Below are 16,629 nucleotides of genomic sequence, written 5' to 3'. Positions count from 1 at the left end.
CTCTCTGCAGCTTTCGTTCTGCAGTTTTTTTATGTTCATTTTTCCTAACTTAAAAAGGAAAATCCTGCTTTTTTGTAGAATGGTAGACAGCAGGGGGGATGGCTGTGGTTAAAAAGGTAGAAGAACAGAAAATTGTGGAGCACAAGCACGATAAGAAAATCCGGAAATGGCAATGGTGGGTAATCGGCGTCGTGCTGTTTATCGGCCTTGTGATCTTGATCGGTGCATTTGTGCTGAATGGATTCATGGGGAAATCAGAAGCCGTCACAGAAGGCGAACTTTCCGTAACAGTGCTGGATTCAGGCGTCACGGTTACAAGAGACGACAGCGGCGTGCCGCATATTGACGCAGGAAGTGACGCGGACCTGTACCGGGCGCAAGGCTTCGTGCAGGCGCAGGACCGGCTGTTTCAAATGGATTTGGCAAGACGGCAGGCAAGCGGAAGGCTTTCAGAAGTAGTAGGAGATGCGGCAGTTAGCACTGACCGCTTTTTCCGCACCTTCAGTTTGCGCCACGCGGCAGAGCTTTCCTATGACGGCTACGGAGAGGAAGCCAAGCAGGTGCTCGCCTGGTACGCAGAAGGCGTGAATGCCTTTATAGAGTCTGCGAAAGAAGAAGGCACGCTGCCCTTTGAATTCACCATTTTAGGCTATGAGCCGGAAGCCTGGAGCGAAGTGGATTCCCTCACGATCGGTAAATACATGGCCTATGACTTAAGCGGCAACTGGTCGACGCTCGCTTTCAGACACTGGGCAGTCGGGGCATTGCCGGAAGAAAAAGCAAGAGAACTCTTTATCACCTATCCTGAAAATGCACCGGCTGTTATTGAAGCAAACCGGGACAACCCCGTAAATATAGCATTTGGCGACGTGCCCCTGCCCCCTGAACATAACGGCAGCAATAACTGGGTCGTGTCAGGCGACCGAACCGAAAGCGGAGAGCCCTTGCTTGCGGACGATCCGCATCTTGGCTTAAGCACCCCTTCCATCTGGTATCAAATGCACTTAACTTCGCCGGAGCAAAATGTAAGCGGTGTTATTTTTGCCGGCGTCCCGGGAATCATTCTCGGTCACAATGACGAAATCGCATGGGGCGTGACCAATGTTGGCCCGGATGTGCAGGATTTATATATTGAAAAGCAAAACCCGGACAATAAACGGCAGTTTTGGTTTGACGGACAGTGGGAAGAAGCCGACGTCCGGAATGAGCCGATTAACGTAAAAGACGGAGAAACAGTCGAGTATCGCGTAGTAACGACGCGCCACGGCCCGATCATCTCACCCGTCATGGACGGTCCGGATTCCAACACGCTGTTTTCCATGCAGTGGACAGCACTTGAACCGACGCTTGAGCTGCAGGCGGTGCTGAATATGAATAAAGCAGAGAACTGGGAGGAGTTTGAAGGGGCACTTGAGGATTTTCACTCGCCTGCACAAAATTTTGTGTTTGCCGCAAAAGACGGCACGATTGCGTATAAAGCAAACGGCAGAATTCCGATCCGCAAAACAGGCGACGGACAGTTGCCGGTTCCGGGGGATTCGTCAGATTACGAATGGACGGGATACGTGCCCTATGACGAGCTGCCGACACTCGTCAATCCGGATGAGGGCTTTATTGCCACCGCCAACAATGCCGTCGTCGATGAATCCTATCCCTATCACATAACGGACTTTTGGGCACAACCCTACCGCTACCAGCGAATCAAAGAAGTGCTCGCGGAAAATGAACAGATGACAGTGGACGACATGATGGCACTGCAAATGGACATTAAAAATCTATATGCAGAAGAATTTCTTGATGACATGCTTCAAGCGATCCGCTCATCTCAACAAGCCGATCAGTTCGAAGAAGAACTGACCATTCTAGATGAATGGGACCGGATGGATCATAAAGACAGTGCAGGGCCGCTTCTTTTCCACCGGTGGATGAAGGAACTGCCACTTGTGCTGTTTGAAGAAGAGATCCCAAAAGACGCGATGGAATTATTCCGCGGAACGAATCATATTACCGATCAAATGATGCGTGACAGCTTCAGCGGCAAAGAATCGGTCTGGGTTGAGGAATACGGCGGCGTGGAAGTGTGGCTTGGGGATGCACTGAGCCGAGTCGTGGATGATCTTAGCGAAGAGTTCGGAGAGGATTCAACCGACTGGCGCTGGGGGGATTATCATCAGGTGTATTTTGAACATCCGCTGTCATCAGCATTACCTGTTCTTGCCTGGCTTTTAAACCGGGAAGGACCGATTGAAACAAGCGGCAGCCAGATTACAGTCCAGGCACAGGGCTACGGAGCAGACGGCGTTGCAGATCACGGCGGGGCCTGGCGTTTTGTGGCGGATGTAAGTGATCTATCAAGCACCTATCATCTTGTCGGACCCGGGCAATCCGGCCACGTGAAGTCCGACTGGTACCACGACCAGATTGAAGACTGGATTGACGGCAATTACCGGGAAACGGTCACCGATCCCGAAAAAGTCGAAGGACAAGTGCTCGAACTTACGCCATAAAAAAAGAAGGTACCCAGTAACCCTGAGTACCTTCTTTTTAATCTTCACTAAATAACTGCTTTTGCATTAAATTCTCCATATACTCCACGCCGCCTTGTGTCAGCTGATAATGCATCTGGCCGTCGTACTTAATTTTTTCTACACGAGGGCGAGAGCGGCTGAGTGCGATTTGAACCGCCTTTGGCGAATAGCTGAATGAAAACAGCTCGGTCAGCACAGTGTGAACATCAAGAGCGGAAAGATGCGTGAAATCTAGCTCTTTTTTGTAAATGTACAAAATGCTAAGCGCCTGATCCTCTAACCGTTCGAGCAGCTGCGGGTTTGGATTATGATCCAGCTGAAGCTCTTCAAGCGTGAAATTCAGCAGCTTCTCCTGACGGTTTGGCTCTACTTCTGTCGAAGAACCGCCTCGAGAAAGACTGCTGTCAGGCACTTCACCATTGGTCAGCCCCGTAATATACTGCATGCCTGTTTCTGTGATTTCATAGTTTTTCTGCAGATCCTCAAGACCGGATTCCTTCAAATAGCCTTTTTTCACACATGTATGGATGCTTAAATGAATATTGTTAGGCACCGTATGACGCGCTTCGCGGAACTGCTTGCGCACAGACTTTGCTGAAAAGCTCGTCTGCTGCTTATGATGAAACAAAAAGTACGCCATCGCAAGTGTGTACTGCCATTCAGAGTACAGGGGAAGTCCTTCCAAAAACGCTTTAATCTCGGCCTTGCTGCGAGGGTCCCCTACAGGCACCGGCCTTTCTTCTGCCCCAACAGAAGCAGGAAGGGCCGGACGCTCAGGTGCGTACGTTTTTTCCTCCATCAGCTTCGATAAATACCCGGAGGCAACTTCCTCATGATGCGCCACGAACGCTTCATCGCCGGTAACGGAATATTCAAAGTCTTTATAACGAACACGAAAGTGATACTCTTGCTCAGACATTTTTTAAACCTCCTAATATAGAAAATACTCAGTTTTTAAAACCATTATGTACCCTTAGTATAGTTCTTTTATTCCGTTTACACAATGAAAAAGGTTCTTTATAAAGAACTATTTTACAAAATCCTGACTCTTTCATTTATAGTCTGTTTAAAATAACTATTCTTTATACAAGCGATGGGATCATTTCCAAATCTTTCTGCTAAAAAGTCTATAAAAGGACGGATCAGGGGATGACAAGAGGACGCAGCTTTTTCATTGCAAAAGAAAGCTATAAATCATTTTGCGGTGATTTTTGCCGGCTTGCTGTGACGCGTTTCACGTGGAACGTAAACAGGCTTGTGACGGCAGGATGGCCTGCAAATGAAAAAAATCTTAACGCTCTAAACCGCCAGCCCGTCGCACTATGTGTTCATAAAGTCACCATCATCACCCCTGGGAATAACACCCACACAAGCCTCATTGCATAACCGCAAACTGTTCCTTTAGGTTTGATTTTCTCCCGGAAAGGACATATATATAGAAGAAAGCAAGGCAAAGGAGGATGCTGGATGTTACTCGAACCAGTAGGGCAAGTCGTCTTTATGGAACTCAGCAAGCGCATGAGAGACTTAAAATGGACGGTCGATGACCAGAACTTTCATAAAGAAGAAACCATCACAGAAGCAGATTATGTATTACCAAAGCAGCTTACGGAGCGCATGGAAAATCCGGAGCTTACGAAAAAAGTAGCGACACTCAAATATGAAGGAACAATAGACCAATTTAAAAACAATGACACAGAAGGAATTACACTGACCTTTTACACCAAACGCTTAAAAGCACTTGAACTCGATCGCGTCATTGGAGAGATGGAAGAATTTCAAACAAAAAACAACGCAAACGAAATTCAATTTTTTATCAACAAGCCATTTGCCGATGATGACGTGCAATTTTGGCTGAATCAATTGTTCACGAAGCTTGGCAACAAGATGGAAGAAATCTATGGTGAACAGATAAAGGAAATTCCGATCGTCCTGCTGCCGACAAAACTGCAGCAGCTGCCCGTCACGGAATAAAAAAAGCACCGCTCGAGGATCCGATTTGTTCGGAGAGTCGAGGCGGTGTTTTTTTATCTGTATCTTTCTTCAGCCTCTGCTTCAACCTTCCAGTTGCGGAAAGTATGCAGCCCAATCAGAAGGAAACTGAATGACAGTTCAATCAGAAAGCTTTCGTTAAGTGCGGGAGGAAAACTTGGTGTGAATAATTTGAGTGATACATACAGCACAAAAATACCTGTTGCGACAATGCACAGTCCATTCAACAGCTTCACTGCTGATGCACCTCCTTTTAAACGAAATTTATAAAAAACCGCGGCTGACGTTCACAGCTTAGGATTGTCTTTTTGTATACCGGGAACTTGATGGACCAATGGGGAGAAATGGAGAATTCGATGAGTGAATCTTCGATTGCAATCGGATGGCAATTAAATAAAACTCTTCACTCACCATTCGGCGGATGCATACTTCTTTACGCATGGTATCTGCCTCCTTTGACTCTATCGTACGCCCGTGTGAATCCCTGTTCAATAGAATCATCGGATTTTAATCGAACTGTCATAGAAAAAACATATAAAGAGATTTATGGTAATCAGAAAAATACGAATGAATCGTTTGTACCCAAGCCATTTAGAAGGGAAAAATCACTTTTCCAAGAATTACTTTTACATTTTTGTTTCAAATTCCGCATTTTTTCGATATTATTTTCAATAAAAGAGTTTAAAGTTGTTTTGAACAGGGAACAATGTATTAGTTTACTAGACTCGGAATCAATCTTTCATGCAAGGAAAGGATGTAACTCATGGCTACACAAACAGAAGAAACCCTCCGCTACCTGACTGACCGGGTTCTCGCGGAAAAAGAAAATCTTGCTGCTGACATCACAGAAAGACAAAATCATACATATCAAAACCTGAAAAACCTGACCGACACGCTGACTCCTCTGCGCGTTGAGCTTGTGACGATCTACGCAGAATCACTTTCACTAGACCCTATCGACCGCCAGAACCGCATCGAAAAATGGGGACTTGAAGCAGGGAAGAAATGCGCAGAGCTTGGAACCACGCTTGACTCCATGCTGAGAGAAGTTCCGCACTACCGCAATGCCATAGGAGAACTCATTAAAGAAGAAGCCATCAAACATGACTTCTCCATTGAAAAACTCTACCAGGTGCTCTCGATTCTCGATCAGGCTGTCAACGACATCGTCTACTACTTCTGCCTGCCATTTGTGGAAGTGCAGCACAACAATCTGAAAGCTTCACAAGATCAAATGCTTGAAATGTCCGTGCCCGTTGTCCCGGTAGACAACGGCGTTGCAGTCCTTCCGCTAGTCGGAACGATCGACACACACAGAGCCAAGCTCGTCATTGAAGAATCACTCACCCAATGCCTCGAGCTTAACATCGAAGAATTCGTCATTGACCTCTCAGGCGTTGCCATGGTCGACACCTTCGTCGCCCAAAAGCTCTTCCAGGTCATGGACTCACTAAAATTAATCGGCGTTAAACCAAAAATCAGCGGCATCTCACCTGAAATGGCCCAAACAATTGTACAGCTTGGACTGGACTTTAAAGACATTCCTTCCTACGCCACATTAAAATCAGCGTTGAGGGAAATTGGGTTTGAGCGGCAGCTGGTAAGACGATAAAAATAAAAAATGACCCCGTCCATTAAACAGGACGGGGTCATTTTCACTAGATTTACAAGAAAAATAAACAAAAGTGTCTATCATTTTCCAATTTATCACGTTATAATACGAGTATTCTGATAAACGGAGATGTTGTACATGCAAGTGAAAGAAGCACCGATGAAGATGGACATTTTAACCGAACTGTTAAACGAAGCCCGGAACAAAGGAATGGACGAATCAATCACCTTCAAGGACATGATGGAATGGCTGACCAATCAGCTGAAAGTTAGTAATTAAACTTCTTGTTTGCTCATCCCTTAGTAGTTCCTTTGGGATGATTTTGTCGATTCGTGACGAAGGAATATTGCAGATAAATGACCTTTTCATGTCATTTTCATGTTAAACTCTATAAGTATGAAATTTAAGTGAATACTGGATTGACTTCCAATAATTATTCAGCTTGGATAAAAAGAGTAAATTTACAAATTCTTTATAATTACTTCCCACTTTAATCGATTATATATGATATTCTACCTAAGTATCAATTACGTCATTAGAAATTCTTTAACATCTGGTAATGTCTCCAGTTCCACTATCAATGGAGGCACTCGGCTGTACTGTGGGTAACAACCTTAGACATGTATTGTCACGGGTACGGTGTGAGGGTGGGTTCAATGCCCATTGTATTATATCAATAATTCGACTACTAAATATCTAATGAAAGGGCATACATTTTGTGTGTTTTCATTAGATATTTATTTTTGGGAAAAGTTAACTTTTAGGAGGAATAATTAATTGAAAAAAATAAAAAAAGCGATTATACCAGCAGCAGGATTAGGAACGAGATTCTTACCGGCAACAAAAGCAATGCCTAAGGAAATGCTGCCGATCGTCGATACACCTACTATTCAATACATAGTAGAAGAAGCCATTGCATCTGGAATTGAAGATATTATTATTGTGACGGGAAAAGGGAAGCGTGCCATAGAAGACCATTTCGATAACGCTCCTGAATTGGAAAAGAATCTGCTAGATAAAGGAAAGTATGAGCTGCTTGAAAAAGTGCAGGTATCCGGAAATCTCGGAAATATTCATTATATTCGTCAAAAAAATCCGAATGGACTTGGTCATGCGGTATTATGTGCTAAGCAATTTATAGGGAACGAGCCATTTGCGATCCTTTTAGGTGATGACATAGTAGAAAGTGAAACACCTTGTCTTCGCCAGTTAATGAATCAATATGAAGAAACTGGATCATCCGTCATTGGGGTGCAAACAGTTCCTGATCAGGATACACATCGTTATGGAATTATAAAACCGGCTGAACAAAACGGAAGGCTGCATAAAGTAGAGCAATTCGTTGAAAAACCTAAGCAGGGAACAGAGCCTTCTAATCTAGCAATTATGGGTCGCTATGTATTAACTCCAGAGATTTTTGAGTTTCTTGAAAATCAGGAAGCAGGAGCCGGAGGAGAAATTCAGTTAACGGATGCGATTGAAAAGCTGAATCAACTGCAAGCTGTATATGCTTATGATTTTGAGGGTAAGCGTTATGATGTTGGAGAAAAGCAAGGTTTTATTAAAACAAATATCGAGTTTGCTTTAAAAGATCCTGAGTTGAGGGATGAGACGCTTCGTTTCTTAGAACACATAATATTACATCACAAACAAGAAGTTTAAGAGAGGTGCTATTCTATGAGAAATGTTGAACAACACACCATTCCCTTTGTTCAGCCATCAATTCAAAAAGAACTTGATTCGCAACAATCTTATGAAAAGTTGAAAAGATTTTTTGATGTTGTTGGAGCGACATTGGGTATTATTATTCTGATAGCAATTTTTGCTGTAATAGCTTTAATCATAAAACTCGAAGATCCTAAAGGGAATATCTTTTTTTCACAAACTAGAGTAGGTAAGGATGGACGAGAATTTAAGATGTATAAATTCCGTTCCATGGTACATGATGCAGAGGCTCAGCTAGAACATTTGCTTAAGTACAACGATGTAAGTGGAGCAATGTTTAAAATGAAAAATGATCCTAGAATTACAAAAATAGGTAGGTTTATACGGAAAACTTCAATAGATGAGTTACCGCAACTTTTTAATGTTTTAAAAGGGGATATGAGTCTAGTCGGACCGAGGCCACCACTATCTAAAGAAGTACTAGTATACACACCCCACCAAAAGCAGAGACTTCTAGTTATGCCAGGGTGCACTGGTTTATGGCAGGTGAGTGGTAGAAATAAATTGGGGTTCGATGATATGGTGAAGTTAGATCTGAATTATATATCAAATAGATCAATCTTAATGGACACAAAAATTATATTTAAAACCGTAAAATGTATGGTGATACCTGAGAACTCTTATTAAACTCAAAAACCTCTAACTGTTAGTTACCTATAAACAAGGTTAGAGGTTTACTTGTTTGCCACTTTTATAACGGAAGGAATTCAAATGAACTTAAAAAAGAATTTTATTACAGCAGCTTTTTTTGATTTGACTGCAAAACTATCAATAGGAATTGTAATAATTCTACTTATTAGATTTTTGCCTACTGAGACGTATTCCGAATATATTTTTTTTCAAAGTATTTCAATTTTAGTAGTCTCAACAATTGTCACGGGGTTAAATATTTCTCTCGTTCGTTATGAAAGTGTTCAATTGACAGATAGGGAGAATATTACATTTTTTAAATTTAATTATATATTATTTTTAGTTGTAATAATCCTATTAACTTTAGTTGTTGGAACAATTTATTTTGTATACAGAGGCGAAACGGTTCTACTTTTGTTACTTGGAGTTGTATACGCATTTTTTTTAGGAACTTTAAGATTAAATCAAGCATTTTTTCAATCCCAGAATTTATTTAAAAAAGCAGGCTTTATACCAAATATTAATAATATTATTTTACTAGTATTGCTCTTAGTAACTTTATTCTACACAGAGATTTTATCAATTAATATTATAATTTTAATACATATAAGTTCTGCAATTATCGTAGCTATTCTAACTTTAGTAAGTGTTTATAAACATTTAAAAAGCAGAAGTTTGCCAAATGTCGTAGAATTACGTGGTTATTTTCTAGCATCAGTTTGGATGATTATATACTCATTCTTTTTAGGAATGATGAACCAAGTGGATATCCTAGTAATTAAATTTTATTTATCAAACTACGAGCTTGCTACTTATGGAGTAGCTTTTAAATATTATAGTTTACTATTAACATTATTGCCCTCCATTTTGGCAGTGCTAAGAGTTAGAATGGCACAAACAGATATTAGTGAAGATGTTGAAAAACAAAAAAAGTTCATTTACTCATGGATTAAAAGGACAACCGGTTACGGAGCAATAATGATTATTCTTTTAATCACTACTTCAAAATGGTATTTACCACTTCTAAATAATGGGAGATATGAAGAATCAGTTGGAGTATTTAATATACTATTAGTAGGTGTCGGACTAAGTTACATTTTTTCTCCTATCGTAACATTAGTGGTTTCAAGAAATAACTTTAAATTAATGGCTTTTCTAGGTGGTATAGCTTTTTTTGTGAATTTTATATCCAATATAATATTAGTACCTTCGTATGGTATTATCTCAGCAGCTCTTACTACAATAATAGCTCAATCAATTATTAATATGGGTGCTACCTTTTACCTCATAAAGACGAAAGAGTGATACATATCAAACCTATCAAAGTATTAATAAAAAAACCACATCTTACGCCGTTAAAAGTTGTTCGTTTTCTTAAGAAAAGGGTCTTTATAAATACTCCATATAAGAGAAGCCCTTTAAACACAAAGACAAAAAAATTTGTTCCATTGATAGAAAACGAGCATTTATTAGATTTAAAAAATAAGGGTGAATTTATAAAAGATGCTAATGAAATAATTAAAGGGAATTTAAATTTTATTTTTTTGAGAGATATAAAAATAGAATTAAACGATGTGAATTTCAAAAAAGATTATAAAAATAATATTGAGTGGAAAAATCAAATTTATTCAAAAATAACTTTAGGAGACAATAAAAAATCTGATATAAAGAATGTTTGGGAATTAAACAGGCTTCAATTTTTACTACGTCTATCTCAAGCTTACAAATTAACATTAGATGAAAAATACATTAATTTATATATAAAAGTTTTTGAGAAGTGGTATTCTCAAAATCCTATTAAGATAGGTCCTAATTGGATGAATGCAATGGAAGTAAGCATTAGGTTAACAAATCTATGTGTTTCATTTGATTTAATTAAAAATGATTTATCAAATAAGAATACTAATTTTGTAAAATTAGTCGAAATATCAATTAATGAACACTTAGATTATATTGATAATAATTTAGAGTGGAACCCTTTAGGAAATGGCAACCATTACATAAGTAATTTATGTGGTTTTATATTTGGGTCAGTTTATGGTAAACACAAAAAGTATAAAAAATACATTAAACTTGCAGTCAAAGAGTTAGAAAGAGAAATGTATAAACAAACTTTAGATGATGGATCAAACTTTGAGAAATCATACTATTACCACAGATTAGTATTAGAAATGTGTTTATATACTTACATTTTATTAAAGAAAAATAAGATCAATAATATAGACCAAATTGGCAATTTGATTAGTAAGATGTCTTTATTCTCTAATTCTATAATAAAAGAGGACGGTACCACACCGCAGTATGGCGATAATGACTCAGGTATTTTCTTACCAATATGCCCTAGTTGGTATAACAACCTACTATACCATAAACATCTAATTTATTTATCTAAAGCAGCAGGCTTGAGTGAAGATCTTGTATTAGAAAATATATCTTCAAGTGATCTCATATGCAATCAATTATGTTTGATATTTCCTAAAAGTTCTATAAGCAATAATATGAAATTTCATGGCTTAAATAATTCTTCAAGTATAGCAGTCAATTATCCGAACTTTGGAGTATTTATTTATAAGGATCCAAAAATTTACTTTAATTTTTACTATGGTGAAGTTGGACAATCAGGTAACGGGGGCCACTCCCATAACGATAGATTATCATTTTATTTAAGTTACAAGGGCAAAGAAATTTTTGTTGATCCTGGTACTGGTTCCTATACTCGTTCAATAAATGAAAGAAAATATTTTAGATCTGCAATTAGCCATAATTCTGTTACATTAGATAATTATGAATACAACAAAATCCCTAATAATCCTTTCAAAACAATTATTAACTCAGACCCCTCAGAAATTATTATCAAGGATGATGTAAATTACATTAGTGTAGAATCAACTAACAAGGTAAAGTATTTTGATAAAGAGTACAAACATAAAAGAGAAATTAAAATAGATAAAATAGATTATACTATGTTTATCTATGATGAAATTAGTGGGGATAAATTAGCACAAAATTTCGATTATATTAATGTGAATTTCATATTATCACCTAAGATTAAAATCAATGATTTTGATGATAAAAATAATTCATGTTTATTAGATAATAATATTTTTGTGAGTTCTGAATATGGATGGGTAAAGAATATTGAAAAATATTCGTATTCACCTTACTACGGCTCGATATTAAACACTTCAAAAATCAAATATACAAAAAATATCAAGAGTGATGTAATTTCAAATAGAATCACTATAAAGTTTAAGGAGAAATTTTAATGAAAATACTTCACATATTGTTTCATTCAGAACCAATATCCACTGGTTACAGTTTAAGGACGAAATACGTACTAAAAAACCTAATTAAAAAGAAAAATAATATAGAACATATAGCTTTAACTTCGTCCTATCAAAATTTAAATTCCAATATTAATAATAAAGAGGATTTACATTATTATAGGACAAAGAAAATTAGCAATTCTATTTTTATGAACATGGTATATTTATATTCCTCAATCAAAAGCATACATAAAAAAGAAAACATTAATGTTGTCCATATTCATTCTCCATGGCTAGTAGCCCTACCTGCAATTATATTTTGTAAATTAAATAGAGTTTCTTCAATTTATGAAATAAGAGGATTCTGGGAGGATACCAACGTTTCAACAGGGAAAATGAAGGAAAATTCTATTAAATATAAAATAATAAAAAAAATAGAAAGCTTTTGTGTATCTAATGCGGATGCGAGAGTAGCGATTTCTAAGAATATTATTAAAGATTTAAATTCTAGAATAGGACATAATAAAGAATTTCAACATATCCCAAATGGTGTTGACATTGCAGAAATTAAAACTAAATTAAAAGCAAAAACATCGAATATTACTGATGATTTTGTTATTGGATATATTAGTTCTATTAGAGAATTGGAAGGGATTCAAATTTTATTAGAAGCAGCAGAAAAGATAGTAAGCAAATACTCAAATATAAAGATTCTAATAGTGGGGGATGGAGAATATCTCAATAATTTGAAATCACTTACAAGGAGTTTAGGGATCCAGGATAATGTTGAATTCACGGGTAAGGTTAAACATGAGGATATATCATATTATTATAATGTGATAGATATTTTTGTTATACCTAGAATAAGTAAAAGAGTTAATCATATTGTTACTCCCCTTAAACCTTATGAAGCCTTAGCATACAAAAAAGCTATAATATCTAGTGATGTAGGTGGGTTAAAAGAAATATTTACTGATCAAGAAAATGCCTTGCTTTTTAAAGCAGATTCACCTATAGACCTAGCAGACAAAATAAAAGAATTGTATGAAGATAACAAATTAAAAAACTATCTAGAAGTAAATGGTTTAAAATATGCGGAGAATCATGATTGGGGAGTAATAACAGATAAATACCAAGAAGTATATGATAAGTTCGTAGAAAGAAAGAATTGAATTAGTGATGCCAAAATCTATAGATATTAAAATACTTTTTGTTATATTATTACTTCTTTTTAACGGGGCTATTGGTTTTATAAAAACAGATCCACTCCTTAGTATTTTTGACTTTCTCGAAAATTTTTCTCCTCTTTTTGAATTTAGAGAAATTGGTAATTATAATGTATATTTTAACAACTATTTAATTATGTGCTTATTAATACCTTATTTCATGGTCTTTTCACTTAAAAACCTTGTTAGCATAAAACTATCGTATTTACAAATTTTCTTTTTAATGTTTCTAATTTACAGGCTATTAAACGATTTAATAGTGAATTATCAAGATGTTTTAAGAGGTGAGTTAGGAACTGTTTTATTATATACAATGTATATACTATTATTTTTAATAGTGATATTAGCAATAAATAATAATTTAATTAAATTAACTGAAATGTATAGTATGTTTGTAAACATAATTGTAATTACTTCGATTGTTAATTCTATATTTATTGTATATCAATTTTATATAGAATTTACTTTGACCTATTCATCTTTTTCATTTTTTGAAAGTTTTAGATATATCAGACCAGTAAGTTTAATGGGAGTTGTTACTGTCAATTCAATGTTCATTGGACTAGGTTTATTGATCTTGTTGTATAAGTTATTTGATAACGAGTTTAAAACTAGGAAACAGAAAGTGTATGTGTTTATTGGGTGCACTATTATGTTGCTGGGACAGTTCTTATCTGGGTCTAGGGGAGGAATTCTAGCAGTTTTAATTATTATAATAGTAACACTAATTTTAAAATACAAAAGTATAAAAATTAAAAATTCAATGCTTATATTTTTATTAATAACAAGTTCCATTATGTTATTACTATTGTTAATGAATTTAAGCTATCTGGTTCAGTATATAGAAACTGTATTTATTTCTGATAGTGCAACTGGAAGCAATAATTCTAGATTTGAAAAATGGGGCATTGCGATATCCCTTTTCGCATTACATCCATTTATAGGAATAGGTACTAATAAGTTTGGAGAGTATCAATACGCTATTACTAACGGTTGGTCTAATAGTAATCCACATAATGTATATCTACAATTATTAGCTGAAAATGGATTATTTGTTTTTGTACTATTTATAATGATCATGGCATTTCTTTTGTTTAAAATAGTAACTCGTAAAGATTTAAATAATAGTTTTGTATCACTCGCTCTATTTTATTGGCTCACGTCAGCTACTTATATGGGAACACTGGATAATTTTATATTAGGAAGCTTGTTTTGCATTACGGTGAGTATATTAAGTGAGCAAATTAAAGGAGGGCACAATTTTGGAACTAATAATCTTTCCATATCACGATTGGAAAAAAGTTAATACTGAGGGTGCTAGAGGAAGAGATACTCACCTGATAAAAGGTTTTTTAAATTCAGATCAGATAGACCGCGTATTAATATTTAACAGACCAATGAGTTTATCTGAAAAAATATTTAAAAAGGAAAAAAAATTTCCAAACTATCCAAGAGGAATAGTTGTAAAGAAGGAAAAAAATTATCAGATTTCAATAATAAATAACAAACTATATGTAGTTGACTTTTATGTTAATGATTTTATTGGTCCTATTTTAAGTAAAAGAGCTTGGTGGGCAAATGTGCTCGTAAATCAAAATATCAAGAATTTATATGAAAAGATCATTGCTGAGTATACTAAAAATCCAATATATATATCATTTAATCCATTTGCATCAAAAGTATTGGAGTTGCTTAAACCAGAAAGATTCATCTATGATGTTTTTGATGACTTTTCTCAACATCCTCGTTTTTCAAAGAAAGAGAAAGAAATAGCTGCTCAGGGATTTTTATTGCAAGTTAAAAAAGCTAACTACATCATTAAAGTATCAGAAGATTATGATTTGGTTAAATATAACAGTAATGTTGATTTAATTAAGAATGGCTTTCCATCTTACTTCTTACAAGATGCTGAAATTGATAAGGTGCAACTAAGTAATAAAGAAACTTTAGCATTTAGTGCCAATTCGATTGTAGGATATAGCGGTAGAATAGGTAAAAGATTAGATGTGAATTTAATAAATCAAATAGCTGAAGAATTACCTGATACCAATTTTGTTTTTATAGGAGAAATATACGACGAAAATTGGATAAAAAGATTGAAAGAAAAAAAGAATATATATTTTATAGGGAAAAAATATAATGAGGAGCTTCCGCAATACTTTGATCTATTTGACGTTGCAATTGTTCCTCATCACGTTTCTCACTTTGAATCAGGGGGTAATTCAATAAAAATTTATGAGTATATTTCAAGAGGGCTCCCTGTAGTAACCACTGCTATTGGGGGACATTCTGAAATAATTAGTAATAAAGTATGTGTATCTAGTAATGAAAATTTTTCGAGTACCATTAATGATTTACTAAAACTAAAAAGTAATACCACTAAGATAGATAATGAGTACCTAAAGCCTTTTGTATGGGATAGTAAAGTAGAAAATTATATAAAAGTTATAAAACAGGTTTAAGGAGAATTATATGAAAAATGTTTTTATCATAGGTTCCAAAGGAATTCCAGCTAATTATGGTGGTTTCGAAACTTTTGTCGAATATTTAACTGAAAAAAAAATAAGTAATGACATACAATACCATGTTTCATGTCTAAGCAATGAGAATAGTGAGTTTAACTATAATAATACACGCTGTTTTAATGTTAAGGTTCCAAGTTTAGGTAGTTCTAGAGCAGTTTTATATGATTTATTAAGCATTAAAGAATGTATTAATTATATAAGAAAAAATAATTTAGATGATTGTATCATATATATATTAGCATGTCGTATTGGACCGTTTATGTCTTATTTCAATAAAGATCTAAAAAAATTGAAAGTTAAGATTTTCATAAATCCAGATGGTCATGAATGGAAAAGAAGCAAATGGAATTTTTTTATCAGGAAATATTGGAGATATTCTGAGAGATTAATGATCAAAAACTCTGATCTACTAATTTGTGATTCTAAGGGGATTGAAGCGTATATTAAAAAAGACTATAGAAAATATAGTCCTAATACAAAATTTATTGCATACGGTGCTGATTTAAAACAATCAGAATTAAAAAATGATGATCAGTTACTTTTAAATTGGTATGAATCACATAAAGTAAATAGTAAAGAATATTATTTGATTGTAGGAAGGTTTGTTCCAGAAAACAATTATGATTTAATGATTAAAGAATTTATTAAATCAGACAGTTCTAAAGATTTGGTAATTATATCTAATGTTCAAGAAAATGTTTTTTACAATGAGTTGTTGAAGAGTACTAATTTTAGTAAAGACATGCGTATAAAATTTGTTGGTACAGTTTATAATCAAGAATTATTAAAAAAAATAAGGGAAAATGCTTACGGATACTTACACGGACATGAAGTTGGTGGTACTAATCCTTCCTTATTAGAATCACTTGCTTCTACAGACTTAAACTTGCTATTAGATGTAGTATTTAATAGAGAAGTTGGAGACAATGGAGCATTGTACTTTACAAAGGAAAGAGGAAATCTCGTTCAACTAATTGATAAAGTAGATAATTTTAATGAGAACGAAATAAATTCCCTTTCAAATAAAGCAAAAGAAAGAATTGCAGAAGCTTACTCTTGGGAAAAAATTGTAAATGAATATGAGTTTTTATTTTTAAATAATTAGATTGATATTAATTTTGAACC

The 16,629-nt window shown here is 35.5% G+C and carries 16 protein-coding genes; 13 read left to right on the top strand and 3 right to left on the bottom strand.

Annotated features, from left to right (window positions below; genetic code table 11):
• Window positions 1–98: 98 nt before the first annotated feature.
• Window positions 99–2,507 carry a penicillin acylase family protein gene (locus KR50_RS17160; RefSeq protein ID WP_052477192.1) on the top strand — a complete coding sequence of 803 codons (2,409 nt, stop codon included), beginning with the start codon at window positions 99–101 and terminating at the stop codon, window positions 2,505–2,507.
• Between the two features lie 37 nt (window positions 2,508–2,544).
• Here the strand turns inward: KR50_RS17160 and KR50_RS17155 are convergent, their stop codons facing one another.
• A complete protein-coding gene (locus KR50_RS17155) occupies window positions 2,545–3,447 on the bottom strand; it encodes a hypothetical protein (protein ID WP_041061500.1) in 903 nt (300 codons plus the stop codon).
• A gap of 230 nt (window positions 3,448–3,677) precedes the next feature.
• Between KR50_RS17155 and KR50_RS17150 the strand changes: the two genes are divergently transcribed.
• Window positions 3,678–3,914 carry a hypothetical protein gene (locus KR50_RS17150; RefSeq protein ID WP_041061498.1) on the top strand — a complete coding sequence of 79 codons (237 nt, stop codon included), beginning with the start codon at window positions 3,678–3,680 and terminating at the stop codon, window positions 3,912–3,914.
• An 81-nt stretch (window positions 3,915–3,995) separates the two neighbouring features.
• Window positions 3,996–4,502: a hypothetical protein gene (locus KR50_RS17145; RefSeq protein ID WP_041061495.1), complete on the top strand. Its 507-nt coding sequence runs from the start codon at window positions 3,996–3,998 to the stop codon at window positions 4,500–4,502.
• Window positions 4,503–4,555: 53 nt separating this feature from the next.
• Here KR50_RS17145 and KR50_RS17140 read toward each other — a convergent pair whose 3' ends face one another.
• Together KR50_RS17140 and KR50_RS18595 are read right to left on the bottom strand one after the other, a co-directional pair.
• A complete protein-coding gene (locus KR50_RS17140; protein WP_041061493.1) occupies window positions 4,556–4,756 on the bottom strand; it encodes a hypothetical protein in 201 nt (66 codons plus the stop codon).
• A gap of 58 nt (window positions 4,757–4,814) precedes the next feature.
• Window positions 4,815–4,961, bottom strand: coding sequence for a hypothetical protein (locus KR50_RS18595; protein WP_156969557.1), 147 nt, complete (start codon window positions 4,959–4,961; stop codon window positions 4,815–4,817).
• 322 nt (window positions 4,962–5,283) lie between these two features.
• On the opposite strand from KR50_RS18595, the gene KR50_RS17135 reads away from it, so the two are divergent.
• The 10 genes from KR50_RS17135 (at window position 5,284) to cps2T (ending at window position 16,609) form a co-directional block, all read left to right on the top strand.
• Window positions 5,284–6,132, top strand: coding sequence for an STAS domain-containing protein (locus KR50_RS17135; RefSeq protein WP_052477191.1), 849 nt, complete (start codon window positions 5,284–5,286; stop codon window positions 6,130–6,132).
• Window positions 6,133–6,270: 138 nt separating this feature from the next.
• Window positions 6,271–6,411 carry a hypothetical protein gene (locus KR50_RS18590; protein ID WP_156969556.1) on the top strand — a complete coding sequence of 47 codons (141 nt, stop codon included), beginning with the start codon at window positions 6,271–6,273 and terminating at the stop codon, window positions 6,409–6,411.
• 498 nt (window positions 6,412–6,909) lie between these two features.
• Window positions 6,910–7,794 (top strand): UTP--glucose-1-phosphate uridylyltransferase GalU, encoded by an 885-nt coding sequence (gene galU, locus KR50_RS17130; RefSeq protein WP_041061492.1) that lies wholly within the window; start codon window positions 6,910–6,912, stop codon window positions 7,792–7,794.
• Between the two features lie 15 nt (window positions 7,795–7,809).
• Window positions 7,810–8,484, top strand: a complete 675-nt coding sequence (locus KR50_RS17125; protein WP_052477190.1) for a sugar transferase — start codon at window positions 7,810–7,812, stop codon at window positions 8,482–8,484.
• Window positions 8,485–8,568: 84 nt separating this feature from the next.
• Window positions 8,569–9,792: a lipopolysaccharide biosynthesis protein gene (locus tag KR50_RS17120; protein WP_156969555.1), complete on the top strand. Its 1,224-nt coding sequence runs from the start codon at window positions 8,569–8,571 to the stop codon at window positions 9,790–9,792.
• Window positions 9,789–11,753 carry a heparinase II/III family protein gene (locus tag KR50_RS17115; RefSeq protein WP_041061487.1) on the top strand — a complete coding sequence of 655 codons (1,965 nt, stop codon included), beginning with the start codon at window positions 9,789–9,791 and terminating at the stop codon, window positions 11,751–11,753. The genes KR50_RS17120 and KR50_RS17115 overlap by 4 nt, the downstream gene beginning before the upstream one ends.
• Complete coding sequence (locus KR50_RS17110; protein WP_041061484.1) at window positions 11,753–12,925, top strand: glycosyltransferase; 1,173 nt, start codon at window positions 11,753–11,755, stop codon at window positions 12,923–12,925. The genes KR50_RS17115 and KR50_RS17110 overlap by 1 nt, the downstream gene beginning before the upstream one ends.
• Window positions 12,926–12,932: 7 nt before the next feature.
• Window positions 12,933–14,285, top strand: a complete 1,353-nt coding sequence (locus KR50_RS17105; protein ID WP_041061481.1) for an O-antigen ligase family protein — start codon at window positions 12,933–12,935, stop codon at window positions 14,283–14,285.
• The gene (locus tag KR50_RS17100) at window positions 14,242–15,441 is read left to right on the top strand and encodes a glycosyltransferase (RefSeq protein WP_041061478.1); all 1,200 of its coding nucleotides are present in this window, start codon (window positions 14,242–14,244) and stop codon (window positions 15,439–15,441) included. The genes KR50_RS17105 and KR50_RS17100 overlap by 44 nt, the downstream gene beginning before the upstream one ends.
• 10 nt (window positions 15,442–15,451) lie before the next feature.
• On the top strand, window positions 15,452–16,609 hold the full coding sequence (gene cps2T / locus KR50_RS17095) for a beta 1-4 rhamnosyltransferase Cps2T (protein ID WP_041061477.1): 1,158 nt from the start codon (window positions 15,452–15,454) through the stop codon (window positions 16,607–16,609).
• The last annotated feature ends 20 nt before the right edge of the window (window positions 16,610–16,629 follow it).

It is taken from the genome of Jeotgalibacillus campisalis (genome assembly GCF_000829515.1).
Taxonomy (GTDB): domain Bacteria; phylum Bacillota; class Bacilli; order Bacillales; family Jeotgalibacillaceae; genus Jeotgalibacillus; species Jeotgalibacillus campisalis.
The sequence above is the reverse complement of the archived record's forward strand: the minus strand, read 5'-3'. Positions and strand labels throughout refer to the sequence as shown.

What these genes read in the sequence shown, in the direction of transcription:
- KR50_RS17160 (WP_052477192.1), top strand. Translation starts at nt 99, where the DNA reads ATGGCTGTGGTTAAAAAGGTAGAAGAACAGAAAATTGTGGAGCACAAG.
- KR50_RS17155 (WP_041061500.1), bottom strand. Translation starts at nt 3,447, where the DNA reads ATGTCTGAGCAAGAGTATCACTTTCGTGTTCGTTATAAAGACTTTGAA.
- KR50_RS17150 (WP_041061498.1), top strand. Translation starts at nt 3,678, where the DNA reads ATGACAAGAGGACGCAGCTTTTTCATTGCAAAAGAAAGCTATAAATCA.
- KR50_RS17145 (WP_041061495.1), top strand. Translation starts at nt 3,996, where the DNA reads ATGTTACTCGAACCAGTAGGGCAAGTCGTCTTTATGGAACTCAGCAAG.
- KR50_RS18595 (WP_156969557.1), bottom strand. Translation starts at nt 4,961, where the DNA reads ATGCGTAAAGAAGTATGCATCCGCCGAATGGTGAGTGAAGAGTTTTAT.
- KR50_RS17135 (WP_052477191.1), top strand. Translation starts at nt 5,284, where the DNA reads ATGGCTACACAAACAGAAGAAACCCTCCGCTACCTGACTGACCGGGTT.
- KR50_RS18590 (WP_156969556.1), top strand. Translation starts at nt 6,271, where the DNA reads ATGCAAGTGAAAGAAGCACCGATGAAGATGGACATTTTAACCGAACTG.
- KR50_RS17125 (WP_052477190.1), top strand. Translation starts at nt 7,810, where the DNA reads ATGAGAAATGTTGAACAACACACCATTCCCTTTGTTCAGCCATCAATT.
- KR50_RS17120 (WP_156969555.1), top strand. Translation starts at nt 8,569, where the DNA reads ATGAACTTAAAAAAGAATTTTATTACAGCAGCTTTTTTTGATTTGACT.
- KR50_RS17110 (WP_041061484.1), top strand. Translation starts at nt 11,753, where the DNA reads ATGAAAATACTTCACATATTGTTTCATTCAGAACCAATATCCACTGGT.
- KR50_RS17105 (WP_041061481.1), top strand. Translation starts at nt 12,933, where the DNA reads ATGCCAAAATCTATAGATATTAAAATACTTTTTGTTATATTATTACTT.
- cps2T (WP_041061477.1), top strand. Translation starts at nt 15,452, where the DNA reads ATGAAAAATGTTTTTATCATAGGTTCCAAAGGAATTCCAGCTAATTAT.